Below are 21,296 nucleotides of genomic sequence, written 5' to 3'. Positions count from 1 at the left end.
GCGCGCCAGCGGTGTGCCGCTCAGGTCGTTGAAAGTACGCCGGCATTCCCGGCAGCGGTAGCGCTGCAAGCCGTTGGCCTGGCCATGCCGGTGCCAGCGCGTGCTGGCGCATGCAGGACAGCAGCGCTCGGTTCGGAACCCGTCGAGCAGCGCCAGCAATTGATCGAGCCCGGCCGCCGGGCGCAAGGCGTCGATCACTTGAAGGCGCTGGGGCTGGTTCAGCACCGGCAGGGCGGCGAACCACTTCTTGAAGCGGGGCGAACGCATGGGAGGCTCCGTCGGATGGCGATACGGTTTGGACCGTGGCGCAGCTCGACAGTTCAATCCTCATCCACAGCCAAGGGTGACAGCGCCTAAAAAAATGGCCGGGTCCCGTATATGCGGGACCCGGCCATCAGACCCGGTCGGGATGCGGCGCCGTTGCCGGCGCGCGATCGGTCAGTCGACGGTGCGCGGCAAGGCCATGTAGGGCATCGCACGCGAGGCCATGCGGGTATCAGTGCGCAGCATGCCTACTTCGTCGGCCAGGATGTTGGCGGCTTCCTGGAGCAGGATGTCCTTGGCGTCCTTGGCGGCTTTCTCGGCCGCCAGTTCCGCATGGAGGTCGCGCTCGTCGTACTGCAGGCCATCGTCCTGGCGTGGCGAGCCACGCACGGCCGTCACCGCCTTGGCCGGCTTGGTCGGCGCCGGCACCTTGCCGCGCGCTTCCTTGCCGGCCGGGCCGGCCGCCGGTTCGTCGGTCGCGGTGCCGCTGGCGCCGGCCAGGCGCGCTTCACGCAGCTTGGCGCGGGCATCCTGGGTGTCGCGTTCTTTCCGGCGCACGGCTTCGTTCAGCGAAATCGCGTTTTCCTTGCGTACCTTCATGACTTCGGCGATGTCTTCCTGCAGGAACTGGAACTCCTTGTCCTTGGAAATGCGTGCCTCATGGCGCTTCTGCAGTGGGGCAATCAGTTCCTTGAGATCGCCTGCCGCCGCATAATTGGCCGGCTTGATGGCGACCCACGGCAGCGCATTGTCGTAGGAGGATTCGCCGAAGCTGTCCATGTCCGACAGTTGCGGCAGCTTGATGTCCGGCGTGACGCCGCGCAGCTGGGTGGTGCCGCCGTTGATACGGAAGAACTGGGCGATCGTCATTTTCAGTTCGCCATACCGCACCTTTTCGCCCGGCGAGAAGCGGTCCAGGTCGATCAGGGTCTGGACCGTGCCCTTGCCGAAGCTCGGCTCGCCGATGACGAGGCCCCGGCCGTAATCCTGGATGGCCGCCGCGAAGATTTCCGATGCCGAGGCCGAGCCGCGGTTGATCAGCACGCCCATCGGGCCATCCCAGGACAAGCCGGCCTGCTGGTCGGCCTCGACCTCGATGCGGCCCTGCGCGTCGCGCTGCTGCACCACCGGACCCTTGTCGATGAACAGGCCGGTGAGCTCGATGGCCTCGGTCAGCGAACCGCCGCCGTTGTTGCGCAAGTCGATCAGGACGTTGTCGACCTTGTCCTTCTTGAGTTCGCCCAGGATGCGGGCCACGTCGCGGGTGGCGCTGCGGAAGTCCTTGTCGCCGCGGCGGCGCGCCTCGAAGTCGAGGTAGAAGGTCGGCAGCGAGATCACGCCGACCCGGCGCTTGACGCCGCCATCCTTGACTTCGATGATCGATTTCTTGGCGGCCTGCTCTTCCATGCTGATTTTCTTGCGCACCATCGACACGCTGACGTGCTTGGCGTCAGGGCCTGCGTCGCCCGGCAGCACGTCGAGGCGGACGGTGGAACCTTTTTCGCCGCGCACCAGCTGGACGACGTCGTCGATGCGCCAGCCGAGCACGTCGGTGAAGGCGCCATTGCCCTGGGCCACGCCCACGATGCGGTCGCCCACCTTCAGCTTGCCCGACAGCGCGGCCGGGCTGCCCGGCACGATTTCGCGGATGACCGTGTATTCGTCGCGCGACTGCAGCACGGCGCCGATGCCTTCCAGCGACAGGCGCATGGCGATGTCGAAGTTGTCGGCAGAGCGCGGGCCGAGGTAATTGGTATGCGGCTCGATGGAAGTGGCATACGCGTTCATGAACATCTGGAACACGTCTTCGTTGTTGAGCTTGCGGACGCGGCCGATGTAGTTCTCGTAGCGCTTGTCGAGGGTGTCGCGGATGGCCTTGTCTTCCTTGCCGGCGAGCTTCAGGCGCAGCCAGTCGTTCTTGACGCGCTTGCGCCACAGGTCGCGCACTTCGTCCTCGCTCCTGGCCCATGGCGATTTCTCACGGTCGAGCTCGATCGATTCGTCGAGGGTGAAGTCGGGCTTGGTCTTGAGCAGCTGGCGCGCGTAGTTCATGCGGTCGGTGAAGCGCTGCTGGTAGAGGTTGTAGATGGCGAACGGAACGGTGAGGTTCTCGTTGTTGATCGCATCGTCCATCTTGGTGCGCATCGGCGCGAAGCCGTCGATGTCGGCCTGGACGAAGTACAGTTTTTCGCTGTCGAGCGAATCGAAGAAGTTATCGAAGATCTTGGCCGACATGGCGTCGTCGAGCGGTACCGCCTTGTAGTGATAGCGGCCGAGCACGCGCGAAGCCCAGAGCGCCGCCTGGGTCTGCTCGGCGAGGGGTTTCATCTGCAAGGAACCTGCGGGTTTGGACGGCGCGATGGTCGCGACCTTTTCCGGCTGGGCGGTCACCACATGGGCGGACATGGCGAAGGCCATCGCGGCCATGATCAGATGATGTTTCTTCATTCGTCGTCTCTCCGAAACGGAAAATTCTTTTGCCTCGGCGGGACCGGCAAGGCGTGCCGGTCAATACGCCCTTTGCGGCCCATTCTACAGGAAGCCGCTGCGAGGCAGAGCCGGCATGTGCGCATTTGCGCGGCTTTGCGGCACATGCTTAAGGCTGGCATAAGCCTGGTGTTCACCCTTTGACAAGCTCGAGCAATTCAGCCTGGAAATACATGGCCAGGCCGGCAACAAGCAGCACTGGGATCCAGGGCCACGAACGCGCCGCCAGCCGCCAGTCGACCGGCGAGGGCCAGAACGACAGCAATTGCGGCGCCAGCAACAGGGCCAGCGCCAGGTCGAGCGGTTCGAACACCCAGCCGTGACGGGTGCGCCACCACGCCACCAGCACGGGAATCCCCAATACCAGCAGAGGCGCGAGCGCGGCGGGCGCGGCGTTGTACCAGCGCAAGTTGGCAAAGGTGACGGAACCGAGTTCCCAGTTATGCCCCTTCCCTGGCCGCTTGATGCGGCGCGGCAGCACGCTCAGGCCGACCGGCTCGGCATTGGTCAACAAGCCGACCGAGAAATGCGCCAGTTCGTGGCTCAGGGTGCCAACGGTGGTGAACAGGAAGAAAAAGGGATGGGCGCCGGAGCCGATCCACAGCAGCAGCGCCAGCGCGGCCGACGGGACCAGGTAGAGCAGCATCTCGGCGCCGCCGCAGGCGGCGGCCGGCAGCCAGGACACGCAGCCCTGCAGCGCCATGTCAGCGCGAATAGAAGCAGCGGCCGCAGGCCTGGCGGTAGCTTTCGTTGCCGCCAATGCTCACCTGCTCGCCGTCGCGGATGCGGTTTCCGTCGGCGTCGACGCGGATATTCATGGTCGCCTTCTTGCCGCAGGTGCAGATGTTCTTGATTTCCTCGATGTCGTCGGCCAGCGCCAGCAGGTAGGCCGAGCCGGGGAAGGGTTCGCCGCGGAAGTCGCTGCGCAGCCCGTAGCAGATGACGGGCACGCCGCGCACCTGGGCCACCTGGTGCAGCTGCTGCACTTGCGCGGTGGTGAGGAACTGGGCTTCGTCGACCAGGATGCAGGACACCGGCGGCGCACTGGCCAGGAAATCGGTCTCGCGGTCGAACACGTCGACCTGGCGGTTCGGGCCGAGGCGCGAGGTGATCAGGCCGACGCCGTAGCGGTCGTCGATGGCCGCCGTGTAGAGCTTGACCTTCTGGCCCTGCTCTTCATAGTTATGCGCCACCTGCAACAGGGCGGTGGATTTGCCGGCGTTCATCGCCGAATACCTGAAATAGAGTTTTGCCACGCACCAGCCCCGAACGACGCATCAATGAATTGCCGGATTATAACAAGCAGCACTGGCCAGGCACCAGCCTAGGGACGCTGGCCCGGGTGGTATGTGCGTTCCAGGTGCTTCTCGATATCTTCCTTGTAGAACAGCACGTCCTTGAACTCGCCACGGCTGTACATCTCGGCCTGGTCGGCGAAGTGCTTCGAGGCCGGGTTGTTGCTGTTGCCGCCGGCCAGGATGCTTTTGGCGCGCAAGCGCGGGCCGAATTCGACGACGGCGACGAAGCTGTTGCCGCGGTCGCCATAGATGCGCCTGGTCTTTTGCTTGGCCACCATACCGAACGAGGCCAGCGCGCCCCAGTTGGCCGAGGCGAAGCCGACCGGATAGCTCGGCTTGCTGTCGTCATACTGCTGGTCGACATCGCCGCTGATGCGCTGGAAGCGGTTGATCTCGCCCCATGGCGTCTGCCAGCTGCCGAAGTCGGCCGCCAGCTTGTCGGACGCGCGCTGCAGGGAGGCCAGGCGCTCCTCGGGGCTCAAGCTGTTGGTGATGAAATCGACCGTCGGCACGCCGGCGGCGCGGGCGCGCGCGGCGTGCTGGGCAAGCATGTCCTGGCCCCAGTAGACCGCCAGTGAAGTCGGCACCGACGCCACACCGAAACGCAGGTCCCAGGCGCGCAGCGCGGCCACTTGCGCCTGCAGCTGCGCCTTGCGCGGGTCGCCGGCCGGCAGCGTATCGAAGTCCTTGAGCAGCTGCGGCACCAGCGGCTCGAAGGCGGTCAGGTGGCTGTCATACGCAGCGGCGATCAGGCTGTCGATGGTGAAACCCTTGGCATCCTTCAGCACCCGCTCGGCGTGGCGGCCGCGGGCGTTTTCGGGAAGCGACCACATGTAGTCGGGATAATCCTTGCGCTTCGGACTGTTGGCGCCGGACGCACTGAAGGGCCAGTTGTTCGTGTTCGAGATGTAGCCGCTGGCCGGGTTGAACAGCGTGATCGTGTCGCGGATTTCGTGCAAGCCCTGCCATTCGGTGGCGGCGATGCTGCCGTCCACCGGCTTGTTCCAGTCGAAGCGCGGGTCGCGTTTCGGGATGAAATTGCCGTGGAAATAGGCAATATTGCCCTTGGCGTCCGCATACACCGTGTTGTTCGAGGAATTGGTGCGCAGTTCCATTGCCTTGTAAAAGGCGTCGTAGTCGCGCGCCTTGGTGCGGGTGTAGGACTGGGTGAGCGCCTTGAGCGGCTCGTCCATCATCTTCACGGCCACCCATTTGCCGCCCTGCTCGCGCACCACCGGGCCGTGGTGGGTGAACCAGGCCGTCACAGTCTTGCTCGCCATGGCGCCGGAGGCCGTCTTGTACGGCAGCGTCACCGGCACCGCCTTCACTGGGCGCTCGCCGCCGCCGTACTGGTAGAAGAACTTGCCGCCCCGCTCGACCACGGTTTCCAGGTACTCGTCGATGACGTCGCCGCCACCCGAGGTGTGCATCCAGCCGGTCTTGTCGTTGAAGCCCTGGTAGATGAAGAACTGGCCCCAGGTCACGGCGCCATAGGCATTGAGGCCCTGCTCGCTGACCATGTGCACTTCCGGGCGGAAGTAGAACGAGGTGTGCGGGTTAATCAGGAGCAGCGCGTTGCCGGTGGCCGAGAGCTTGGGCGCGATCGCGAAGCCGTTCGAACCGCGCGGTTCGGCATCCAGGTTGCGGCCCGGACTGGCGATCGCGGGCTGGGTGCGCTTGCCATAGAAGCGCTCCAGCTCCTTCAGGTCGATCGATTCGATGTCGCCGCCGATACTGCCTTCGCTGAAGGACAGCGCCATCCACGGCTCGAAGCGGGTGATGAGCTTTGGCGTGACTTCCGGATGCGTGTGCAGGTAATAGTTGAGGCCATCGGCAAAGCCGATCATCAGTTGCTTGAGCCAGGCCGGGCTGGCGGCGTACTTGGCCCGCATGTCGGCTGGCGTGATGTACATCTTCATGCGCAGGTCGCGCCAGATTTCCTTCTCGCCCTCGACTTCGGCCAGGCGCCCCATCGCGTTGATGTAATTGAGCTCGACGCGGTTGAAGTCGTCCTCGGCCTGCGCGTACAGCAGGCCGAACACCGCGTCGGCGTCCTGCTTGCCGAACACATGCGGGATGCCCCACTTGTCGCGCATGATGGTCACCCGCCCTGCCGTCTTCTGCCAGCGCGCCAGGTCGGCGGCGGCCGGGGCCGGACGCACGGCTGGCACCGTCGCGGGCGCAGCGGCCAGCGCCGGCGCCGCAGCGGCGAACACCGCGCTGACGAGGATGAACGGGGCGGTCAAGCGGGCTGCGCGCATGCGGGGGTCTCCTGGTGGATTGATTATGCGGCGCCGGCGTGTACCAGGCGCTGCTTGAGCACTTCGTTCTCGGTGAGCAGGGTCGCGACGCGGTCCTTGAGCGAGGCGATTTCCGCGCGCGCCGCGGCCAGATCCTCGGCCGGGTCGCCCGACGCGGTTTCCTTTTTCGGGCGGGTCGCCATCTTCTGCTCGCGCACCTGGCGCGCCGCCTGCTGCAATTCCTTGCGCCCGCCGGCGACGGCGGCGATCTGCTCGGATTCCGGCAACTGCGCGACGTTCGCCGCGGCGTTGATCGAAATCGTGCCGGAGCGCACCGCTTCGCGCAGCTGCGGCGTCGCCGCCTTCTGGATGCGTTCGATCTGGCTGATGGTATTGGCCGACACGCGGGCGGCCTTGGCCACGTCCTCGCGCGTGTTCCACGGTGGCGGCGGGCGCGCATCGAGGTCGTCGGCTTCCGGCTTGGGCGGCTCCGAGGCCAGCTGTTCAGCCATGCGGGCGGTGACGATTTCCTTCTTCTTCAGCGCCAGCAGGCCGCGCTGGAAGTCCGACACGCTGCGGCGCGCCAGGTGGTTGTCGATCATCCACAGCATCACGTCCTCGATCGAGGCGAAGTTGTTGTTGTGGACGGTGCGGAAAGGGATGCCGTGCTTCTGGCAGATCGCGTAGCGGTTATGGCCGTCGATGAGCGTGTCGCGCCACAGCACCAGGGCGTCGCGGCAGCCCTCCGCAAGCAGGCTGCGCTCGAGGGCGGCATGTTCGATGTCGGTCAATGGGTCGACGAAGGCGCGCAGCTCGTCGTTAATCGTGATGTTCAATTCTAGTCCTCAACTGCTGCGGCGCCAGGAGGGAGCCGCCGTCCGGCATGCTACACCATCCGGGCGCGCGGACCAATGGATGAGCATGTCATGACGCTGCTGGAGGAAGGGTCGAGCATCGCATCGCCAGGGCGGCGATATGGTGCGGGCAGCCGGAATCGAACCGGCAAGACTTGCGTCGGCAGATTTTAAGTCTGCTGCGGCTACCAATTTCGCCATGCCCGCGCCGGCGGGGATTGTACTACGTGCAGCAAGCTCGGTGTTAGTGCTTGAGCAATGCCGTGAAGAACAAAAAAATGCCGCTGCCGATGAAGGCAGCGGCCAATAACCCAGTCGAACTGAGTTGGAGACACGCGGAGAGGTGAAACTATTCACCAAAGGACATGGCCTAGATAAGCACGAAGCCCGGAGCTTCAAGCGCCAGTTTTGCTCATGCGCGTGTCAGCGACATCGGACAATAAACGAGCAATAGATGGGCCTGCGCGTTCAGAGCGACTGCCAGGCGACGGCGAGGCACACGATCCCGACGAAGAACAGCAGCCCATACACGAAGATCCGCATCGACGAGGCCAGCCCGGCCACCGCGCGGTTGGCCTTGTCGTCGAGCTTGCCGCGATTGCGGGCCGCGTTCAGCAGCATCGAGATGAACACGAACAGCGTCGCCAGGATCAGTACCGCTTTCATGCAGCCTGTCCTAGGTGCGTGCGACGACCAGGGCCAGCGCCACCAGCGCGAGGATGCCGGAGACGCCGGTCGCCACGCCCAGCCACAGCATGCGGGTGCGCGCCATGTCCATCTTGGCGATCAGCTGGGCGTTCTGGTCGGCCAGGTTGGCGATGATCTCGGAGGCCTGCAGCATCTGGCCGCGCAGGTCGGCCAGGGTCATTTCATTCTTCTCGACGCGCATGACCAGGGTGCCGAAGAAGTCTTCCTGCGGCTCTTCTTCCATCACCATGCCCGGCGCCATGCCGGGGGCCGCGCCGGACTTGCGCGCCACCGTATCCCACAGCCTGCGCGCGCCGCTCGCCACCTGCGGCGCCGCATGAATGACTTCGCTCCAAGGGACGGTCTTCAGGACGCTCCACCAGCCAGTTGCCATACACGATTCTCCTCACATAGGTTCAACCCGGAGCATACCACCGGGTGCCGGAGGCACGCGAACTCATCCGCGCGCAAGCGTGCCGCAGCCCCGGCGCGCCTGCGCTACCATGCGGTCATGTGTGGACGATTTGACCAGAGCCAGACGGCTCGCTACTACGCCAGTGTGTTCGGGTGGACCGATGCGGTCTACGACAGCGAAGCCGCGCCCGCCTTCAACGTCTCGCCCGGCAGCTACCGCCCCGTGATGCACCTGCAGGACGGCGAGCGCCGCATCGACGACGTGTTCTGGAGCTACCGGGCGCGCTGGGCCGAGGGCAAGGTGCCGATCTGCGTCAATGCGCGCATCGATAAGCTGGACAACCGCTACTGGCGCGGCCTGCTCAAGAACGGCCGCGCGATCGTGCCGGCCGAAGGCTGGTACGAATGGACCGGCGAAAAGGGCGCCAAGCAGCCCTGGCACATCCACCGCAAGGACCGCGCGCCCCTGTTCCTGCTGGCCCTGGCGAACTTTGGCGGTTTCACGGAGAACCGGGCCGAAGCCGGCTTCGTGCTGGTCACCGATGCCGCCGGCGAAGGCATGCTCGACATCCACGACCGCCGCCCGGTGGTGCTGGAAGCGGCCGATGCCGAACTGTGGCTCGACCCGGGGCTGTCGAGCGAGCAGGCGCTCGAGCTGGCGCGCCGCGCCGCCCTGCCCTGCGAGGCCTTCGAGTGGTACCGGGTGACGACGGCGGTGAACCGCGCCGGCGCCCAGGACCCGCAGATGGCCCTGCCCCTTCCCGACTGATTTTTACCAGACGGTAAAAAAACCCGCAGGCTTGCACCTGCGGGTTTTGCGTCCACGGATGGATCATCCGTGCAGGACAGCGATACCGCTTAGTGCTGGTAGGCGCCCAGGTCGAAACCGGTGGACGCGTTACGTGCGCGGCCGTCGATGTCGGTGGCCGGTGCGTAGGTCGACAGGCCGCGGCCGATGACCGGCGAGCTGGTGGTCAGCTTGAAGTTCGGCAGTGCGGCGGTACGCGAGTAGCCGTCGAACAGCGGGTTCGAGCTGATGGTGTTGGTGTGGGTCAGGCCATTACGCAGCTGGAAGTTGTACTTCGGGTTCTGGAACACCAGGTTGTTCTTGTAGGTGTTGCCGGTGCCGGTCTTGCCCTGCTCCGAGATGCCGTACTGGTTGTCGAACACGATGTTGTTGTGCACGTGGACGTTGTTGGCGCCGGCCGAGGTGAAGTAGTAGTCACCGCCGCCGACGATGATGCCGAAGACCGACGAGCTCACCGTGTTGTTGATGATCTTCAGGTCGGTCGCATCGTGCCACAGGTGGATCGCCGCCGAACCGACGCGGTACACCACGTTGTTCATGATGGTGCCCGAGGTGCTGTGGTAGATGCCCTGGACGTAGGTGCAGCCGGCCGGGCCGATGTCGTTCACGGTGTTGCCGATCACGTCGCCCTTGACACCCTTGTAGTAGCTGTCCACGCCGATCGCCGAGCCGCCCGCGCTGTTGCACGGGATGGTGGTGGCCATGTGGTGCACGTGGTTACCCTGGATCACATTGTACGAACCGCCGGTATAGATGCCCAGCACCCACTTGGTGCCGCTGCCGATCTTGCTGCCGTCGATATCGAAGCCGATGATGCTGACGTAGTTGCCGCGGTTGTCCCAGGCGGTCTTGTTGGTCGAGTTCGTTGGCGGAACGATCTTGGCGCCCCACTTGGTGGTCGAGACCCAGTAGATACGGCCGGCTGCGGTACCGTTGCCGGTGGTCTTGATGCCGCCGGCGTAGGTGCCAGGGGCCACGAACACGGTGGTGCTGGCCTTGGTGGCGACCTTGGCCGCTTGCGCCAGGGTCTTGAACGGCGCGGTCTTGCTGCCGTTCGCGCTGTCCGAACCGGTCGGCGACACGTAGTAGTTATAGGTGGTGGCCGGGATCGTCGGCAGGCCGCCTGCGGCCGGGCCCACATTGGTGTTGCGCTTGGCGTATTCGTCGCTGGCCTTGAGCTGGGCGGCGATGTCGTCCATCGTCACGCCGTTGTCGAGGGCTTGCGCCCACCAGGCCAGGCCGGGAGCGTCCGCCGGGCGGCCGAGCATGTCGACGTAGAGCTGGTTGATCTGGTTCTTTTGTGCGGTGGTCGCGTTGGCGGCGGCCGCAGGGGTTGCCGAGGTAGCGGCGACAGCATGGCTTGCGCCGAATGCGCTCAGCAGGACAGCGGCGGTGCCGCAGAGGACGGCTTTGTGACGAACCTGCGAAGCGAAAGCGAAAGTCTTGTTCATGTGGTGTTTTTTCCTGTGTGCCCGAAGGGAGTGGGCGATGGAAGGACGGCAAAAGCTGCCCCGTGCACCGGGAAATCCGGTACAGCCGGCCGCCTGTAACAATTCGGCGGCGTCTTCCTGGTTGCTTGATCAGGCGCGCGCGATGCGTCGCGCCCTCGGGAGTGCACAGGCGGCGGAGGCCGCCTGCACGGGATGGGACTGCTTATTACCGGAGGTGCTGCCGGTACTGCCGGTGCTGCTTAGTGCTGGTAGGCGCCCAGGTCGAAACCGGTGGAGGCGTTGCGCGCACGGCCGTCGATGTCGGTGGCCGGTGCGTAGGTCGACAGGCCGCGGCCGATGACCGGCGAGCTGGTGGTCAGCTTAAAGTTCGGCATGGCGGCGGTGCGCGAGTAGCCGGCGAACAGCGGGTTCGAGCTGATCGTGTTGGTGTGCTTCAGGCCGTTACGCAGCTGGAAGTTGTAGGTCGGGTTCTGGAACACCAGGTTGTTCTTGTAGGTATTGCCGGTGCCGGTCTTGCCCTGCTCCGAAATGCCATACTTGTTGTCGAACACGATGTTGTTGTGCACGTGGACGTTGTTGGCGCCGGCCGAGGTGAAGTAATAATCGCCGCCGCCGACGATGATGCCGAACACCGACGAGCTCACCGTGTTGTTGACGATCTTCAGGTCGGTGGCGTCATGCCACAGGTGGATCGCGGCCGAACCGACGCGGTACACCACGTTGTTCTTGATGGTGCCCGAGGTCGAGTGGTAGATGCCCTGGACGTAGGTGCAGCCGGCCGGGCCGATGTCGTGCACGGTGTTGCCGATCACGTCACCCTTGACGCCCTTGAAGTAGCTGTCCACGCCGATCGCCGAGCCGCCCGCGCTGTTGCACGGGATGGTGGTGGCCATGTGGTGCACGTGGTTGCCTTCGATGACGTTGTACGAGCCGCCGGTGTAGATGCCGAGCACCCACTTGGTGCCGCTGCCGATCTTGCTGCCGTCGACGTCGAAACCGATGATGCTGACATAGTGGCCGCGGTTGTCCCAGGCGGTCTTGTTGGTCGAGTTGGTCGGTGGGACGATCTTGGCGCCCCACTTGGTGGTCGAGACCCAGTAGATGCGGCCGGCGGCGGTGCCGTTGGCGGTCGTTTTGATACCACCAGCATAGGTGCCCGGGGCAACCCAGACGGTGGTGCTGGCCTTGGTCGCGGCCTTGGCGGCGCGCGCCAGGGTCTTGAACGGCGCGGTCTTGCTGCCCGACGCGGTGTCGGAACCGGTTGGCGAGACGTAGAAGTTGTTGGTGGTGGCAGGCGTGGCGACGCTGGCGGCCAGCAGGCGGGTCGCACCGTCCGTGGTCGAGGCCGGCGCGCTGGCGTCGGCTTGCTGTTCGGCTTTCGGTGTCAAAGGGTTGCTGTCGTAGCCGGTCAGTTCAAAGGCCTGTGTCGTCACGTCTGCCGCCGGGGTGGCGGATGCTTCTGCTGCTGGTGCTGGCTGGGCTGCTTCCACTGCGACGGCCGGGGCGGCCGACGCAGCTTCGACTGATGCTGCGGAACCGGTATCGGCAGTGACCTGGGCGGCGGTGGCGGATTGCTGGGCGCCGGAGGCGTCGAGGGTGCTGCCGCCGCAGGCGGTCAGCAGGACAGCTGCGCTGCAGGCCAGGAGTGCGTTGATACGGAGGTCCGAAGCAAAAGTACTGAATTGTTTCATGGAAGGTTCCTTACATCATCAGGTGAATGAGTAAGCTTTGAGCGGTGGAAACTTCCTTAGTTCAACGTTTTCGCAAATAAATTTTCTCGGAGTATTAAAGGTTTAAGTGAAATTTCCACTGAGAAATCAAACACTTGCATGACCCAGATCGAACTTCCTGCAGCAACCAATGCCCTGTCCGCAGGGTCTGACTAGACTGCTGCCAACCGAAAGGAACGTTAAATGGGCGAGTACATGCAAGTGCGGGCCATGCTGCAAGAGGGCGAGGCCTATGCGGGACTAATCCTCGGTAAGGAAGAGTCCGATTATCATCTGGTGCTGTTGCCGGGCGAAGCCGTCGATGTCAGCTGGCCAAGCGCCGCCGACTGGGCGGTGGCCCGCGGCGGCGTATTGCCAACGCGGCGGGAACTGGCTTTATTGTTCGCCAACCTCAGGGAAGGATTCGAGCGCAACTGGTACTGGTCGAGCGAACCGCACGAAACCCGCACCCAGCTGGTCTGGGGGCAGAATTTCGCCAGCGGCATCCAGACCATCTACGGGCGGCCCTACCGCGGACATGCGCGGGCGGTCAGGCGCATCGCCGTGCCCTGAGGGCGCTGCCCTTCTCGCGTCCCGGGTAGCGCCGGGACCGCCTATATGCCTGGAAGCTCAGCGCTCGGGAACGTTCGCGCGGCCGATGGGTTGCTCGATGTTGGCCAGGAACCAGCTCGTCGCGGCCATCAGCGCCACGTGGCGGCGCAGGTGGTCCGGGTCGACCTTGTCGAGCGTGTCGGCGGGGGTGTGGTGATAGTCGAAATAGCTGGACGTATCGATCAGCGGTGCGAAACTCGGCACGCCCGCGCGCTCCAGGCCCGACAAGTCGCCGGTCGAGAGCGCGTCCTGGCGCTGGAATACGCCTGCGCCAATCGGTTGCAGCACGGACTGGAGCGGTGCGAACAGCTTGCTCGACGTGGCAGGCACGCTGGCGCGCAGGCCAAAGGGCCGGCCGGCGCCGTTGTCGCTCTCGATCGCGGCCACGTGCTTGTCGGCATTCGCCTGCTCGGCAGCAAGGTAACCACGCGCGCCGCGGGTGCCGTTCTCTTCGTTCATCCACGCGATCATGCGGATGGTGCGGCGCGGCCGGTAGTCGAGCTGTTTCAGCGTCTCGAGCACGGCCATCGCGGAGGCGACGCCGGCGGCATCGTCATGCGCGCCGGTGGCGAGGTCCCAGGAATCGAGGTGGCCCGACACGATCACGATCTCGTCCGGCTTGTCGGTCCCCGGCAGGTCGGCGATGACGTTATAGCTGTCGGCGTCCGGCAGGGTCTGCGGGGTGAGCACCAGGCGCATGCTCAGGCCGCCCCGGGCCGCGAGCCGGGTCATCAGCATCGCGTCTTCATTGGTCACGGCCGCCGCCGGGATACGCGCCCCGTCCACCAGGCCGGTGCTGCCGGTATGCGGCAGCCGGTAGCTGGCGCCGCCCACCGAGCGCACCAGCGCCGCCGCGGCGCCCAATTCGGCCGCCAGGCGCGGGCCGTCGCGGCGGAAGGCCGACGCCTGGCCGTAGGCTTGCCCGGCCAGGCCACGGTCGGCCATGTGCTGGTCGAAGGGCACATCGAACAGGACGATCTTGCCCTTTACCTGGGCGCCGCGCGCCTTCAGTTCATCGAAACTCCTCACCACCACCACCGGCGCGACCAGGCCGCTGGCCGGCGTGGCGCCCGAGCCGCCGAGCGCCGTCAACACGACACGCTGGGTGATGCCGGCCGGACGGCCCGCATATTCCACCAGTTCGCCGGTTTCCAGGCCGCGCACCCAGTGCGGGACTTTGACCGGCTGCAGGGTGACCTTCGCGCCCAGCTTGCGCATTGCCTCGGCCACCTGGGTCACCGCCGCCGCCGCGCCGGCCGAGCCGGACAGGCGCGGGCCGATCAGATCGGTCATATCGGCCGTGCGCTCCCACGCGTAATTGCTCTGCATCGCCGTGTCGCGGATCTTCGCCAGCGCCGCCGGGTCGTTGCCCGGGCCGGCAGCATGGGCGGTGGTGCTCACGAGGGCGGCGGCGAGGACGGTCAGGACAGGGAAGCGGCGGCTGCGGCGGTTCATGCGGTGGATCCTTGAGTGGGTTCTGGAGCTGCCAACGATAGCGTATCCGCTCACTTCTTGCTGAAAAACATTGACGTATTTACATCGTCATTTCGATGCTCAGCCGGGGACCAGGCGCACCAGGGTGATTTCGGACGGCGCCCCGAAGCGCTTGGGCGGACCCCAGTAGCCGGTGCCGCGGCTGATATAGATCCACATGTCGCGCACCCGGTGCAGGCCGGCCACGAAGGGCTGCTGCAGCGGCACGAACAGGTTCCAGGGGAAGAACTGGCCACCATGGGTGTGGCCGGACAATTGCAGGTGAAAGCCTGCGGCCGCCGCGTCCGGTGCGCTGCGCGGCTGGTGCGCCAGCAAGATCCGCACGTCCGCCGCCCCGCCCGCTGCCGCCGCCCGCGCGTCGCTCTTGTGCGCGGGGTGGAAGTGGTGGGCCGTGTAATCGGCCACGCCCGCAATCATGACGGTCGCCCCGGCGCGGCGCCGTATCACGTGCTCGTTCATCAACACTGTCACGCCCAGCCGCCGCACTTCGGCGATCCATACTTCGGCGCCGGAATAGTATTCATGGTTGCCGGTCACAAAAAACACCCCGTCCCGCGCTGCCAGCCGGCCCAGCGGCTCCGTGTGCGGCGCCAGCCGGTGAACGCTGCCGTCCACCAGGTCGCCGGTGATGGCGATCGCATCCGCGCCGAGCATGTTGACGCGGTTGACGATCGCGTTCAGGTAGGGGCGCCGGATGGTCGGGCCAACGTGGATGTCGGACAGCTGTGCGATGGCGTAGCCATGCAGGGCCGGCGGCAATCCGGCGATCGGCACGTCCACCTTCACCACCCGCGCCACCCGGCGCGCGTTGACGAAACCGAGCGCGCTTACGGCCAGCGCCAGCAGCGGCACGGCGAGCGCGCTGCCCCCGATGAACCCGGGCGTGGACGCACCCGCCAGGCGCAGGGCCAGCAAGACCAGGTCGCGCCCCACGGTGATCACCAGCAGGGAAGAGAAAAAGCCCATGGCCAGCAGGCCCAGCCATGCAAATGCCTCGGACCAGCGGCGCCGCCGCATCGACGCCGACATCAGCCCCACCAGCACCAGCAGCGTCAGCAGGGCCAGCAAAAGCACGCCGGCCGCAATGGGCGCCATGCCGAGGCCCGGCAGCAGGCGCATGCCTATATAGACCTGCAGCAGGATGAGCAGAAAGAGGATGATGGCGAAGGATCGGTTCACGAAAGGCGCCCGGCAGGGCCGAAACAGTAACAATTGTTAGATGGGGCGGGGTTTTCCCCCTGCAAGGCCGCAATGCCATGTTACGGCTCGCGATGCACTTGTAAGAATCTGTATTAACAGATGGCATGTCGATTCGGCGGGTCTATAGTTCGTTCCATGCCTGGCGTCGTTCTGATCATCCTGATCTCCGCAGAGGCAAAAAGGAAAAGCCATGTTGAAATCAAAAGTCTTTGGTGCGGTGGTCCTGGCCGCGGTTGCCGTCTCCCCTGCGGCAATGGCGGACGACCGTGGCGTGAATACGGCGATCGGCGCAGTGCTTGGCGCGGCGATCGGCCATAGCGCCGGCGGTTCGGGCGGCGCCCTGGTGGGCGGCGTGCTGGGTGCGGCGGTGGGCAATTCGATCGCCGGTCACAACGACCGCCGCTACGATAACCGCGGCTACTACGACAATCGCGGCTACTACGACAACCGCGGCTACGCCTACGGCACCTACGTCCAGCCGCGCCCGGTGTATGTCCAGCCGCGTCCGGTCTACGTCGAACCGCGCCCTGTGTATGTGCAACCGCGCGCCGTCTACGTCGGTGAGCGCTGGGACCGCAACGACCGCCGCGACCGCCGTGACTGGGACCGAAACGACCGCCACGACCGCCGCGACTGGGACCGTAACGACCGCCACGACCGCCACGACCGCTGATCCGGCCAGTTGGCAACACGAAGCCGCGCACTGCGCGGCTTTTTTTCGTCTTTCCACCCACTGCAACTTCGGGGTCAGGTCTGACATTTGGACACGAACTGAGCCGTCCGATGTCAATTGAGGCCTTTCGACTGAATAACCAGGTAACAACCAGTGGCGTGCCGTGCGTACAGATCAGGCCGTGTCCAAATGTCAGACCTGACCCCGAAGTTTCTTTCGTTTTTCCGCCGCCCCCCGCTGATAGTTCCCAAGGGCGCAAGGCGCGATAGGCGGAGGCAGGCATGGTCCAGCAAGACAGCATCGTTTCATTGGCGCGTGGCCAGTACCGGCTGCGCGAGCAGCTCGGCGGCTCGGCCTATGGTGTGGTCTGGCGCGCCGATGCCCCGGGGACGGGCGGCAGCGTCGCCATCAAGCTGGTCAATACCGAACAGATGGCGCGCGCGCCCGGCGCCCTGCGCGGCCACTGGGCCGACTGCGCGCGCCAGGAAATGGATTTCCTGGCCGGCCTGGCGCCGTGGGATGCGCGCCACATCGTGCGCCTGCTCGACAGCGGCGTGCACGAGGGCTTGCCCGCGATGGCGCTGGAACTGCTCGACGGCGACCTCACGGCCCACCTGGCCAGCGAACGCGCCGCCGGCCGCGCGACCGGCGCCCTGCAGGTGCTCGACTGGACCGCCCAGGTCAACCAGGCCCTGGCCAAGGTCCACGCGGCGGGTTTCCGCTACCTCGACCTCAAGCCCGGCAACCTGCTCATCGAGCGCCGCAGCGGCGCCCTGAAACTCGCCGATTTCGGCACCAGCCGCGCGCTGCCGGAAGCGGCCACCCATTCGTATGCCGGCACCGCCAACTGGCAGGCGCCGGAACAGTTCTTCCCGCAGGCGCGCGGCCAGTACCTCACCGACACGCGCAGCGACTATTTCGCGCTCGGCGCCCTGCTCTACTTCCTCGCCTGCGGCCGGATGCTGCGCTACAGCGCAGCCTGCGGCCAGGCCTACGGCGCCCACGGCCGCGATGGCGCGGCGACCCTGCGCGCACCCGATGGCAGCGTGCCGCCCACCCTGCAGCCGGACGAAGCGGCCGCCTTCGGCGCCTGCTTTGGCGGCGCCGGACTGGCGGCGTCCGCGCTGCTGCGCCGCCTGCTTGCTGCGCAGCCGGAAGCGCGGCCGCGGCACGCGCTCGAGATCAGCCGCATGCTGGGCGCCGTGCGCGCCGGCCTGGAACAGCCCCTGCGGCGAGCGGCATGAGCACGCGCCTGGCATGCGCCGCGCTGGCGCTGGCATGTGTGTGCGCGCTGCACCTTGCCGCGCTGCTGAACGCGCCGCAACGCTTCCTGCCCGCGCAAGTAGCCGTCACGCTGGCGCCGGGCGCATCGAGCACCCTCGGCCGCGCCGAACTGGCGGCGCCGCGCGCGGCCGCCCGGCAGTTCGTGGTGCGGCGCGACGCCGCCGGCCACTGGTGGCTGCGCAACGCCAGCCCGGCGCAGGCGGCCTTGCTCACGCAAGGCGGGCAGCGCCTGCACACCGGCAGCGTTGCGATCGCCACCGGACAGCGCCTGCAGGCCGGCGCCGCGCTGTTCGAGCTGGCCGATGTGCGGGATGGCCGCGCGGTCTTGCGCGGCGCCGGCCACCGCTGGGACTACGACGGCGCGCGCCTGCTGCGCGACGGCCAGGCGCAGCCGGCCTGCCTTGACGCCGGCAGCGGCGCGCGCCTGGCGGGACTCTGGAACCGGATCGTTCCCACCCTGCTCGCCTTCAAGAGGCCACTGGTCTTCGGGGGCAATCTCTACTGCGGCAACCGCCTCGCCGTCGCGGGGCTCGATACCGGCAACGTAACGCTGGCGCGCGCCCCTACCGGCGAACTCGCACTGACGGTGCGTGGATCGCAGCCGGTGCTCCTCACCCACGCCGGCCGCTGGCAGGACGCGGCCCAGCGCGAGCACCCGCTCGCCGGCGTCGACAGCCTGGCCGTGGGCCGCACACGCTATGCGCTGGCCGTCGATGGCGCCACCCTGCGCCTGCAACCTTCGGCGCAGGTGGAGCTGTTCGCGCAAGCCCGGGCCGAGTTGCCCGCTGCCGTCCAGTGGCGCTGGCAGGAACGCGCGCTGTGGCGGCTCGCCGCCCCGACGGCGCCGGCCTGGATCCCCGCGCTGTCCGCGCTGGTGCTGCTCGGCGCCGCCGGCCTGCGCCCGGCCGGCCGGGTGCGCGGCGCTGCGGCGCTCGCGAAGATCCTCGCCAGCGCCGCGATTCCCGCGGCAGCGGTGCTGGTACTGGTCATGCAGCGCACCGGCGCCGCGCCGGGCGCCGGCTGGCCGCTGCTGCTGGCATGGGCGGCGCTCTGGCACGCGCTGCTGTGGCCGCGCCGGCCTTCTCTGCTGGGGGTCGTGGCGGTCCTGCTGCTGGGCGCCGGCCTGCTGCTGCAGCTGGAACTGGGCCTGGGCGCACGCGACACCTCGATGCTGCGCTTTGTCGAGACCAGCTGCGTGCTGCTGGCGGCCGGGTTGCCGGTGGGCCTGCTGCTGATGCAGGGACTTGCCCGCAACGAGGTATCGCGCCCGGCGACCGAGTGGCTGCTGGTGCTGCTGGCCCTCGGCGCGCTGGCAGGGCTGGTGCTGCAGGTGACGTTCGGCAACGAGACCGGCGTGTTCGACATCCAGCCGGTGGAATTCGCCAAGCTCGCGCTGGCCGCGCTCAGCGCGCACTGCCTGGCGCTGGCCACCGGCGGCGCGGCGCCGGGCCGGCGCAGCTGGCGCGACTGGCTGCGCATGGTGGCGCCGGCCCTGCTGTTCGTGCTGCTGCTGGCGGTCGCCCTGGTGCAGGTGGACGATTACTCGCCGCTGATCCTGCTGCTGGTGTGGGCCGCCGTGATGCTGCTGGCGTGGTGCCTGGCCACCGGCCGCCGGCTGCAGGCGGGCATCGCCGCGGGCCTGTGCTGCGCGCTGCTGGGCGGCGCCATCGGCCTGCAGCAGGCCGGGCCGGGACTGGGCGCGGCCGGCTTCTACGCCGAGCGCTTCCAGGTCTGGGCCGACCCCACCGCCCACCCGCACACCGGCCAGCAGATGCTGCTGGGCGCGCGCGCGGTGGCGGCCGGCGGCTGGTTCGGCGCCGATGGCCTGCTGGGCGCCGCCTCGCTGGGCGGGCCGGCCGGCGAGGCGCTGCGCATCCCGGCGGTGCAGGACGACTTCGCGCCGTCCTTCCTGGTCAATCGCCATGGCCTGCTGGGCGGCCTGCTGCTGTGGGGGCTGCAGGCGCTGCTGCTGGCGGCGCTGCTGCATGCGGCCGCCACGGCCTGGCGCGCGGCAGCCGCGGCCGGCGACTTCCGGCGCGCCTGGCTGGGGCGCTTCCAGTGCTTCCTGCTGGCCGGCGGCGCGGCCTTCCTGGCCGGGCACTTCCTGCTGTCCTGGGGCACCAACCTGGCGCTGTTCCCGATCATGGGCCAGCCGATGAGTTTCCTGTCGGCGGGCGGCTCGCACCTGCTGTTTTTCATCTGCCCCCTGCTAGCGTTCGGCATGGCGAGCGTTCAATCTTTCGAGGAGAGTCAATCATGCCGGTCTACGTCCAACACGAAATCCTGGCCAGGGTAGGCGATGTGTTCAACGCCGAAGCCTTGTGGCAGGCCCCTGGCCTGGCGCTGTTCGCGCGCCGCCCGCTGCTGCGCGACCTGCTGGAGCGCTCGCCGCGCGAACAGCGCGGGCGCGCCGCCACCCGCTGCTTCTCGCACGTCACCCTGATGCTGCCGCAAGATGACGTCGACGACGACCGCCACCTGACCCGCGGCGCCCGCGTGCGCGACCTGGCCCAGTCGCTGCAGGCCCTGCACCAGAAGGACTTCGGCGACCTGCTCGGCGGCGACGAAGTGCGCTACCACGTGGTCGGCGCCGACGCCGTGGCGCCGGGCGAAGTGAAAGTCAAGTTCGGCCATGCCGTCTACCTGCCCGCGCCCGCCGAACAGGTGCTGTATACGGTCACGTCCTCGCGCGACAGCGCGATCTGGCAGCCGGTGTGCGCGGTGTATCCGAACCAGCGCCTGACCCTGGTCGGCCAGGACCCGGCCGACGCCACCTTCGCGGTGCCGGGTTGGCCATTTGGCGGCGAAGGCGGCATCCTGCTGATCAACGATGGGGCCGACGCGCCGATCGAAGTCCAGGTACGCCCGAAGGACGCGCTCGAGTGCCAGTTCGACGCCGCCAACGGCTACTACGTCATCCGCAGCAAGCGCGGCACCGGCGACACCGCCGGCCAGCGCCTGCTGCTGAAAATCAGCCGCGCCGCCGCTGCGCCGGCCGCGCTTGCACCAGGCACCCAAAGCGCGCCGCCGGCCCGCGCGCCTTCCGTGTGGAAGCCGCGCGCCGCCGTTGCCGACAGCGAGATGACCGCCATGCCGCTGGCAGCAGGGCCCGTGCCCGAGGCCGCGTCGCTGCAGCCTGAAAACGACGCCACCTACGCCCCGGTGGCGCGCCACCGCATCACCCTGGCCGCGCTGGCGCTGCCGCGCCTGAGCCGCTACCGCGACACCGGGGCGCAATCGCTCGAGGTGGGCCTGGGCGCCGGCCTGGCGCCGGGCGCGCCGGCCACGGACAGCGTGATCCGCTTCGCGGTCGACGACGCCGACGAGGTCCATGCGATCACGGCGGCCGGGCGCCAGCGCGTCACGGTGCCCTCGCAGTTCGCGCCGCTCGATGGCGGCCGCGTGCAGCTGCACGCGGTGCCGGCGCAGATGGCCGACCGCTACGCGGCGCTGCTCGGCGTCGACCATGGGCCTACGCTGCCGGCGGCGGCCGGCACCCGGCTGGTGTTCGGGCGCGGCATGCCGGCCCTTGGCGCCCTGCGCGTGCTCGACGCGCCGCAATTCCTGCGCCTGCAGGATGGCAGCGCGGCCGCCAGCGCCGACCGCCTCGGCCTGTCGCGCAATGCCTTCAGCTGGGAAGCCGCCGGCGACGGCCTGCGCATCGTGCGCCTGTCCGAATCCCAGGCCCTGTTCCACCTCGATGGCGACCTGCAGCTGGTGGCGCAGGTGCTGGAGGCGACGCAGGACCGTCCCTACCTGGTCCCGCCGGGCCACCACCTCGTCGCCGGCCACTACGTGCTGCGCTTCGACGCGTGAATCCC

General features: G+C 67.3%; 18 protein-coding genes and 1 tRNA gene. 6 read left to right on the top strand and 13 right to left on the bottom strand.

Annotated features, from left to right (window positions below; genetic code table 11):
- The 9 genes from BM031_RS25970 to BM031_RS14520 all read right to left on the bottom strand — a co-directional run.
- On the bottom strand, window positions 1-267 hold a 267-nt coding region (locus BM031_RS25970), incomplete at its 3' end, for an IS1/IS1595 family N-terminal zinc-binding domain-containing protein (protein ID WP_441293474.1).
- 171 nt (window positions 268-438) lie between these two features.
- Window positions 439-2,712: a carboxy terminal-processing peptidase gene (locus BM031_RS14555; RefSeq protein ID WP_091875293.1), complete on the bottom strand. Its 2,274-nt coding sequence runs from the start codon at window positions 2,710-2,712 to the stop codon at window positions 439-441.
- Between the two features lie 172 nt (window positions 2,713-2,884).
- A complete protein-coding gene (locus tag BM031_RS14550) occupies window positions 2,885-3,454 on the bottom strand; it encodes a hypothetical protein (RefSeq protein WP_091875292.1) in 570 nt (189 codons plus the stop codon).
- 1 nt (window position 3,455) lies between these two features.
- Window positions 3,456-4,007 (bottom strand): thymidine kinase, encoded by a 552-nt coding sequence (locus BM031_RS14545; RefSeq protein ID WP_091875291.1) that lies wholly within the window; start codon window positions 4,005-4,007, stop codon window positions 3,456-3,458.
- A gap of 68 nt (window positions 4,008-4,075) precedes the next feature.
- Window positions 4,076-6,310, bottom strand: coding sequence for a penicillin acylase family protein (locus BM031_RS14540; protein WP_091875290.1), 2,235 nt, complete (start codon window positions 6,308-6,310; stop codon window positions 4,076-4,078).
- 23 nt (window positions 6,311-6,333) lie between these two features.
- Window positions 6,334-7,125, bottom strand: a complete 792-nt coding sequence (locus tag BM031_RS14535; RefSeq protein ID WP_091875289.1) for a hypothetical protein — start codon at window positions 7,123-7,125, stop codon at window positions 6,334-6,336.
- Between the two features lie 140 nt (window positions 7,126-7,265).
- A tRNA-Leu gene (locus tag BM031_RS14530) sits at window positions 7,266-7,350 on the bottom strand.
- Window positions 7,351-7,611: 261 nt separating this feature from the next.
- On the bottom strand, window positions 7,612-7,809 hold the full coding sequence (locus BM031_RS14525; RefSeq protein WP_091875288.1) for a hypothetical protein: 198 nt from the start codon (window positions 7,807-7,809) through the stop codon (window positions 7,612-7,614).
- A 10-nt stretch (window positions 7,810-7,819) separates the two neighbouring features.
- Window positions 7,820-8,224, bottom strand: coding sequence for a hypothetical protein (locus BM031_RS14520; protein ID WP_229408901.1), 405 nt, complete (start codon window positions 8,222-8,224; stop codon window positions 7,820-7,822).
- Between the two features lie 117 nt (window positions 8,225-8,341).
- On the opposite strand from BM031_RS14520, the gene BM031_RS14515 reads away from it, so the two are divergent.
- A complete protein-coding gene (locus tag BM031_RS14515; protein ID WP_091875287.1) occupies window positions 8,342-9,013 on the top strand; it encodes an SOS response-associated peptidase in 672 nt (223 codons plus the stop codon).
- Window positions 9,014-9,102: 89 nt separating this feature from the next.
- Here the strand turns inward: BM031_RS14515 and BM031_RS14510 are convergent, their stop codons facing one another.
- Together BM031_RS14510 and BM031_RS14505 are read right to left on the bottom strand one after the other, a co-directional pair.
- Window positions 9,103-10,503, bottom strand: coding sequence for a choice-of-anchor Q domain-containing protein (locus tag BM031_RS14510; RefSeq protein ID WP_091875286.1), 1,401 nt, complete (start codon window positions 10,501-10,503; stop codon window positions 9,103-9,105).
- A gap of 239 nt (window positions 10,504-10,742) precedes the next feature.
- Window positions 10,743-12,194, bottom strand: a complete 1,452-nt coding sequence (locus BM031_RS14505) for a right-handed parallel beta-helix repeat-containing protein (RefSeq protein WP_091875285.1) — start codon at window positions 12,192-12,194, stop codon at window positions 10,743-10,745.
- Window positions 12,195-12,416: 222 nt separating this feature from the next.
- On the opposite strand from BM031_RS14505, the gene BM031_RS14500 reads away from it, so the two are divergent.
- Window positions 12,417-12,785, top strand: coding sequence for an Lcl C-terminal domain-containing protein (locus BM031_RS14500; RefSeq protein ID WP_091875284.1), 369 nt, complete (start codon window positions 12,417-12,419; stop codon window positions 12,783-12,785).
- A gap of 57 nt (window positions 12,786-12,842) precedes the next feature.
- Here the strand turns inward: BM031_RS14500 and BM031_RS14495 are convergent, their stop codons facing one another.
- Window positions 12,843-14,279: a M20/M25/M40 family metallo-hydrolase gene (locus BM031_RS14495; protein WP_091875283.1), complete on the bottom strand. Its 1,437-nt coding sequence runs from the start codon at window positions 14,277-14,279 to the stop codon at window positions 12,843-12,845.
- Between the two features lie 99 nt (window positions 14,280-14,378).
- Window positions 14,379-15,437: a metallophosphoesterase gene (locus BM031_RS14490; RefSeq protein WP_091875300.1), complete on the bottom strand. Its 1,059-nt coding sequence runs from the start codon at window positions 15,435-15,437 to the stop codon at window positions 14,379-14,381.
- Between the two features lie 271 nt (window positions 15,438-15,708).
- On the opposite strand from BM031_RS14490, the gene BM031_RS14485 reads away from it, so the two are divergent.
- From BM031_RS14485 to BM031_RS14470, 4 genes are all read left to right on the top strand, one after another.
- The gene (locus BM031_RS14485; protein ID WP_091875282.1) at window positions 15,709-16,191 is read left to right on the top strand and encodes a glycine zipper domain-containing protein; all 483 of its coding nucleotides are present in this window, start codon (window positions 15,709-15,711) and stop codon (window positions 16,189-16,191) included.
- Window positions 16,192-16,472: 281 nt separating this feature from the next.
- Window positions 16,473-17,435 (top strand): serine/threonine-protein kinase, encoded by a 963-nt coding sequence (locus tag BM031_RS14480; protein ID WP_091875281.1) that lies wholly within the window; start codon window positions 16,473-16,475, stop codon window positions 17,433-17,435.
- Window positions 17,432-19,771, top strand: a complete 2,340-nt coding sequence (locus tag BM031_RS14475) for an FtsW/RodA/SpoVE family cell cycle protein (RefSeq protein WP_091875280.1) — start codon at window positions 17,432-17,434, stop codon at window positions 19,769-19,771. The genes BM031_RS14480 and BM031_RS14475 overlap by 4 nt, the downstream gene beginning before the upstream one ends.
- The gene (locus BM031_RS14470) at window positions 19,732-21,291 is read left to right on the top strand and encodes a hypothetical protein (RefSeq protein ID WP_091875279.1); all 1,560 of its coding nucleotides are present in this window, start codon (window positions 19,732-19,734) and stop codon (window positions 21,289-21,291) included. The genes BM031_RS14475 and BM031_RS14470 overlap by 40 nt, the downstream gene beginning before the upstream one ends.
- Window positions 21,292-21,296 lie beyond the last annotated feature (5 nt).

Origin of the sequence: Massilia yuzhufengensis (assembly GCF_900112225.1) — a bacterium.
GTDB classification, from domain to species: Bacteria; Pseudomonadota; Gammaproteobacteria; order Burkholderiales; family Burkholderiaceae_D; genus Telluria; species Telluria yuzhufengensis.
The sequence above is the reverse complement of the archived record's forward strand: the minus strand, read 5'-3'. Positions and strand labels throughout refer to the sequence as shown.

Coding starts and splice junctions, on each gene's coding strand:
- BM031_RS14555 (WP_091875293.1), bottom strand. CDS start 2,712: ATGAAGAAACATCATCTGATCATGGCCGCGATGGCCTTCGCCATGTCC.
- BM031_RS14550 (WP_091875292.1), bottom strand. CDS start 3,454: ATGGCGCTGCAGGGCTGCGTGTCCTGGCTGCCGGCCGCCGCCTGCGGC.
- BM031_RS14540 (WP_091875290.1), bottom strand. CDS start 6,310: ATGCGCGCAGCCCGCTTGACCGCCCCGTTCATCCTCGTCAGCGCGGTG.
- BM031_RS14525 (WP_091875288.1), bottom strand. CDS start 7,809: ATGAAAGCGGTACTGATCCTGGCGACGCTGTTCGTGTTCATCTCGATG.
- BM031_RS14520 (WP_229408901.1), bottom strand. CDS start 8,224: ATGGCAACTGGCTGGTGGAGCGTCCTGAAGACCGTCCCTTGGAGCGAA.
- BM031_RS14515 (WP_091875287.1), top strand. CDS start 8,342: ATGTGTGGACGATTTGACCAGAGCCAGACGGCTCGCTACTACGCCAGT.
- BM031_RS14510 (WP_091875286.1), bottom strand. CDS start 10,503: ATGAACAAGACTTTCGCTTTCGCTTCGCAGGTTCGTCACAAAGCCGTC.
- BM031_RS14505 (WP_091875285.1), bottom strand. CDS start 12,194: ATGAAACAATTCAGTACTTTTGCTTCGGACCTCCGTATCAACGCACTC.
- BM031_RS14500 (WP_091875284.1), top strand. CDS start 12,417: ATGGGCGAGTACATGCAAGTGCGGGCCATGCTGCAAGAGGGCGAGGCC.
- BM031_RS14495 (WP_091875283.1), bottom strand. CDS start 14,279: ATGAACCGCCGCAGCCGCCGCTTCCCTGTCCTGACCGTCCTCGCCGCC.
- BM031_RS14490 (WP_091875300.1), bottom strand. CDS start 15,437: ATGCGCCTGCTGCCGGGCCTCGGCATGGCGCCCATTGCGGCCGGCGTG.
- BM031_RS14485 (WP_091875282.1), top strand. CDS start 15,709: ATGTTGAAATCAAAAGTCTTTGGTGCGGTGGTCCTGGCCGCGGTTGCC.
- BM031_RS14480 (WP_091875281.1), top strand. CDS start 16,473: ATGGTCCAGCAAGACAGCATCGTTTCATTGGCGCGTGGCCAGTACCGG.
- BM031_RS14475 (WP_091875280.1), top strand. CDS start 17,432: ATGAGCACGCGCCTGGCATGCGCCGCGCTGGCGCTGGCATGTGTGTGC.
- BM031_RS14470 (WP_091875279.1), top strand. CDS start 19,732: ATGCCGGTCTACGTCCAACACGAAATCCTGGCCAGGGTAGGCGATGTG.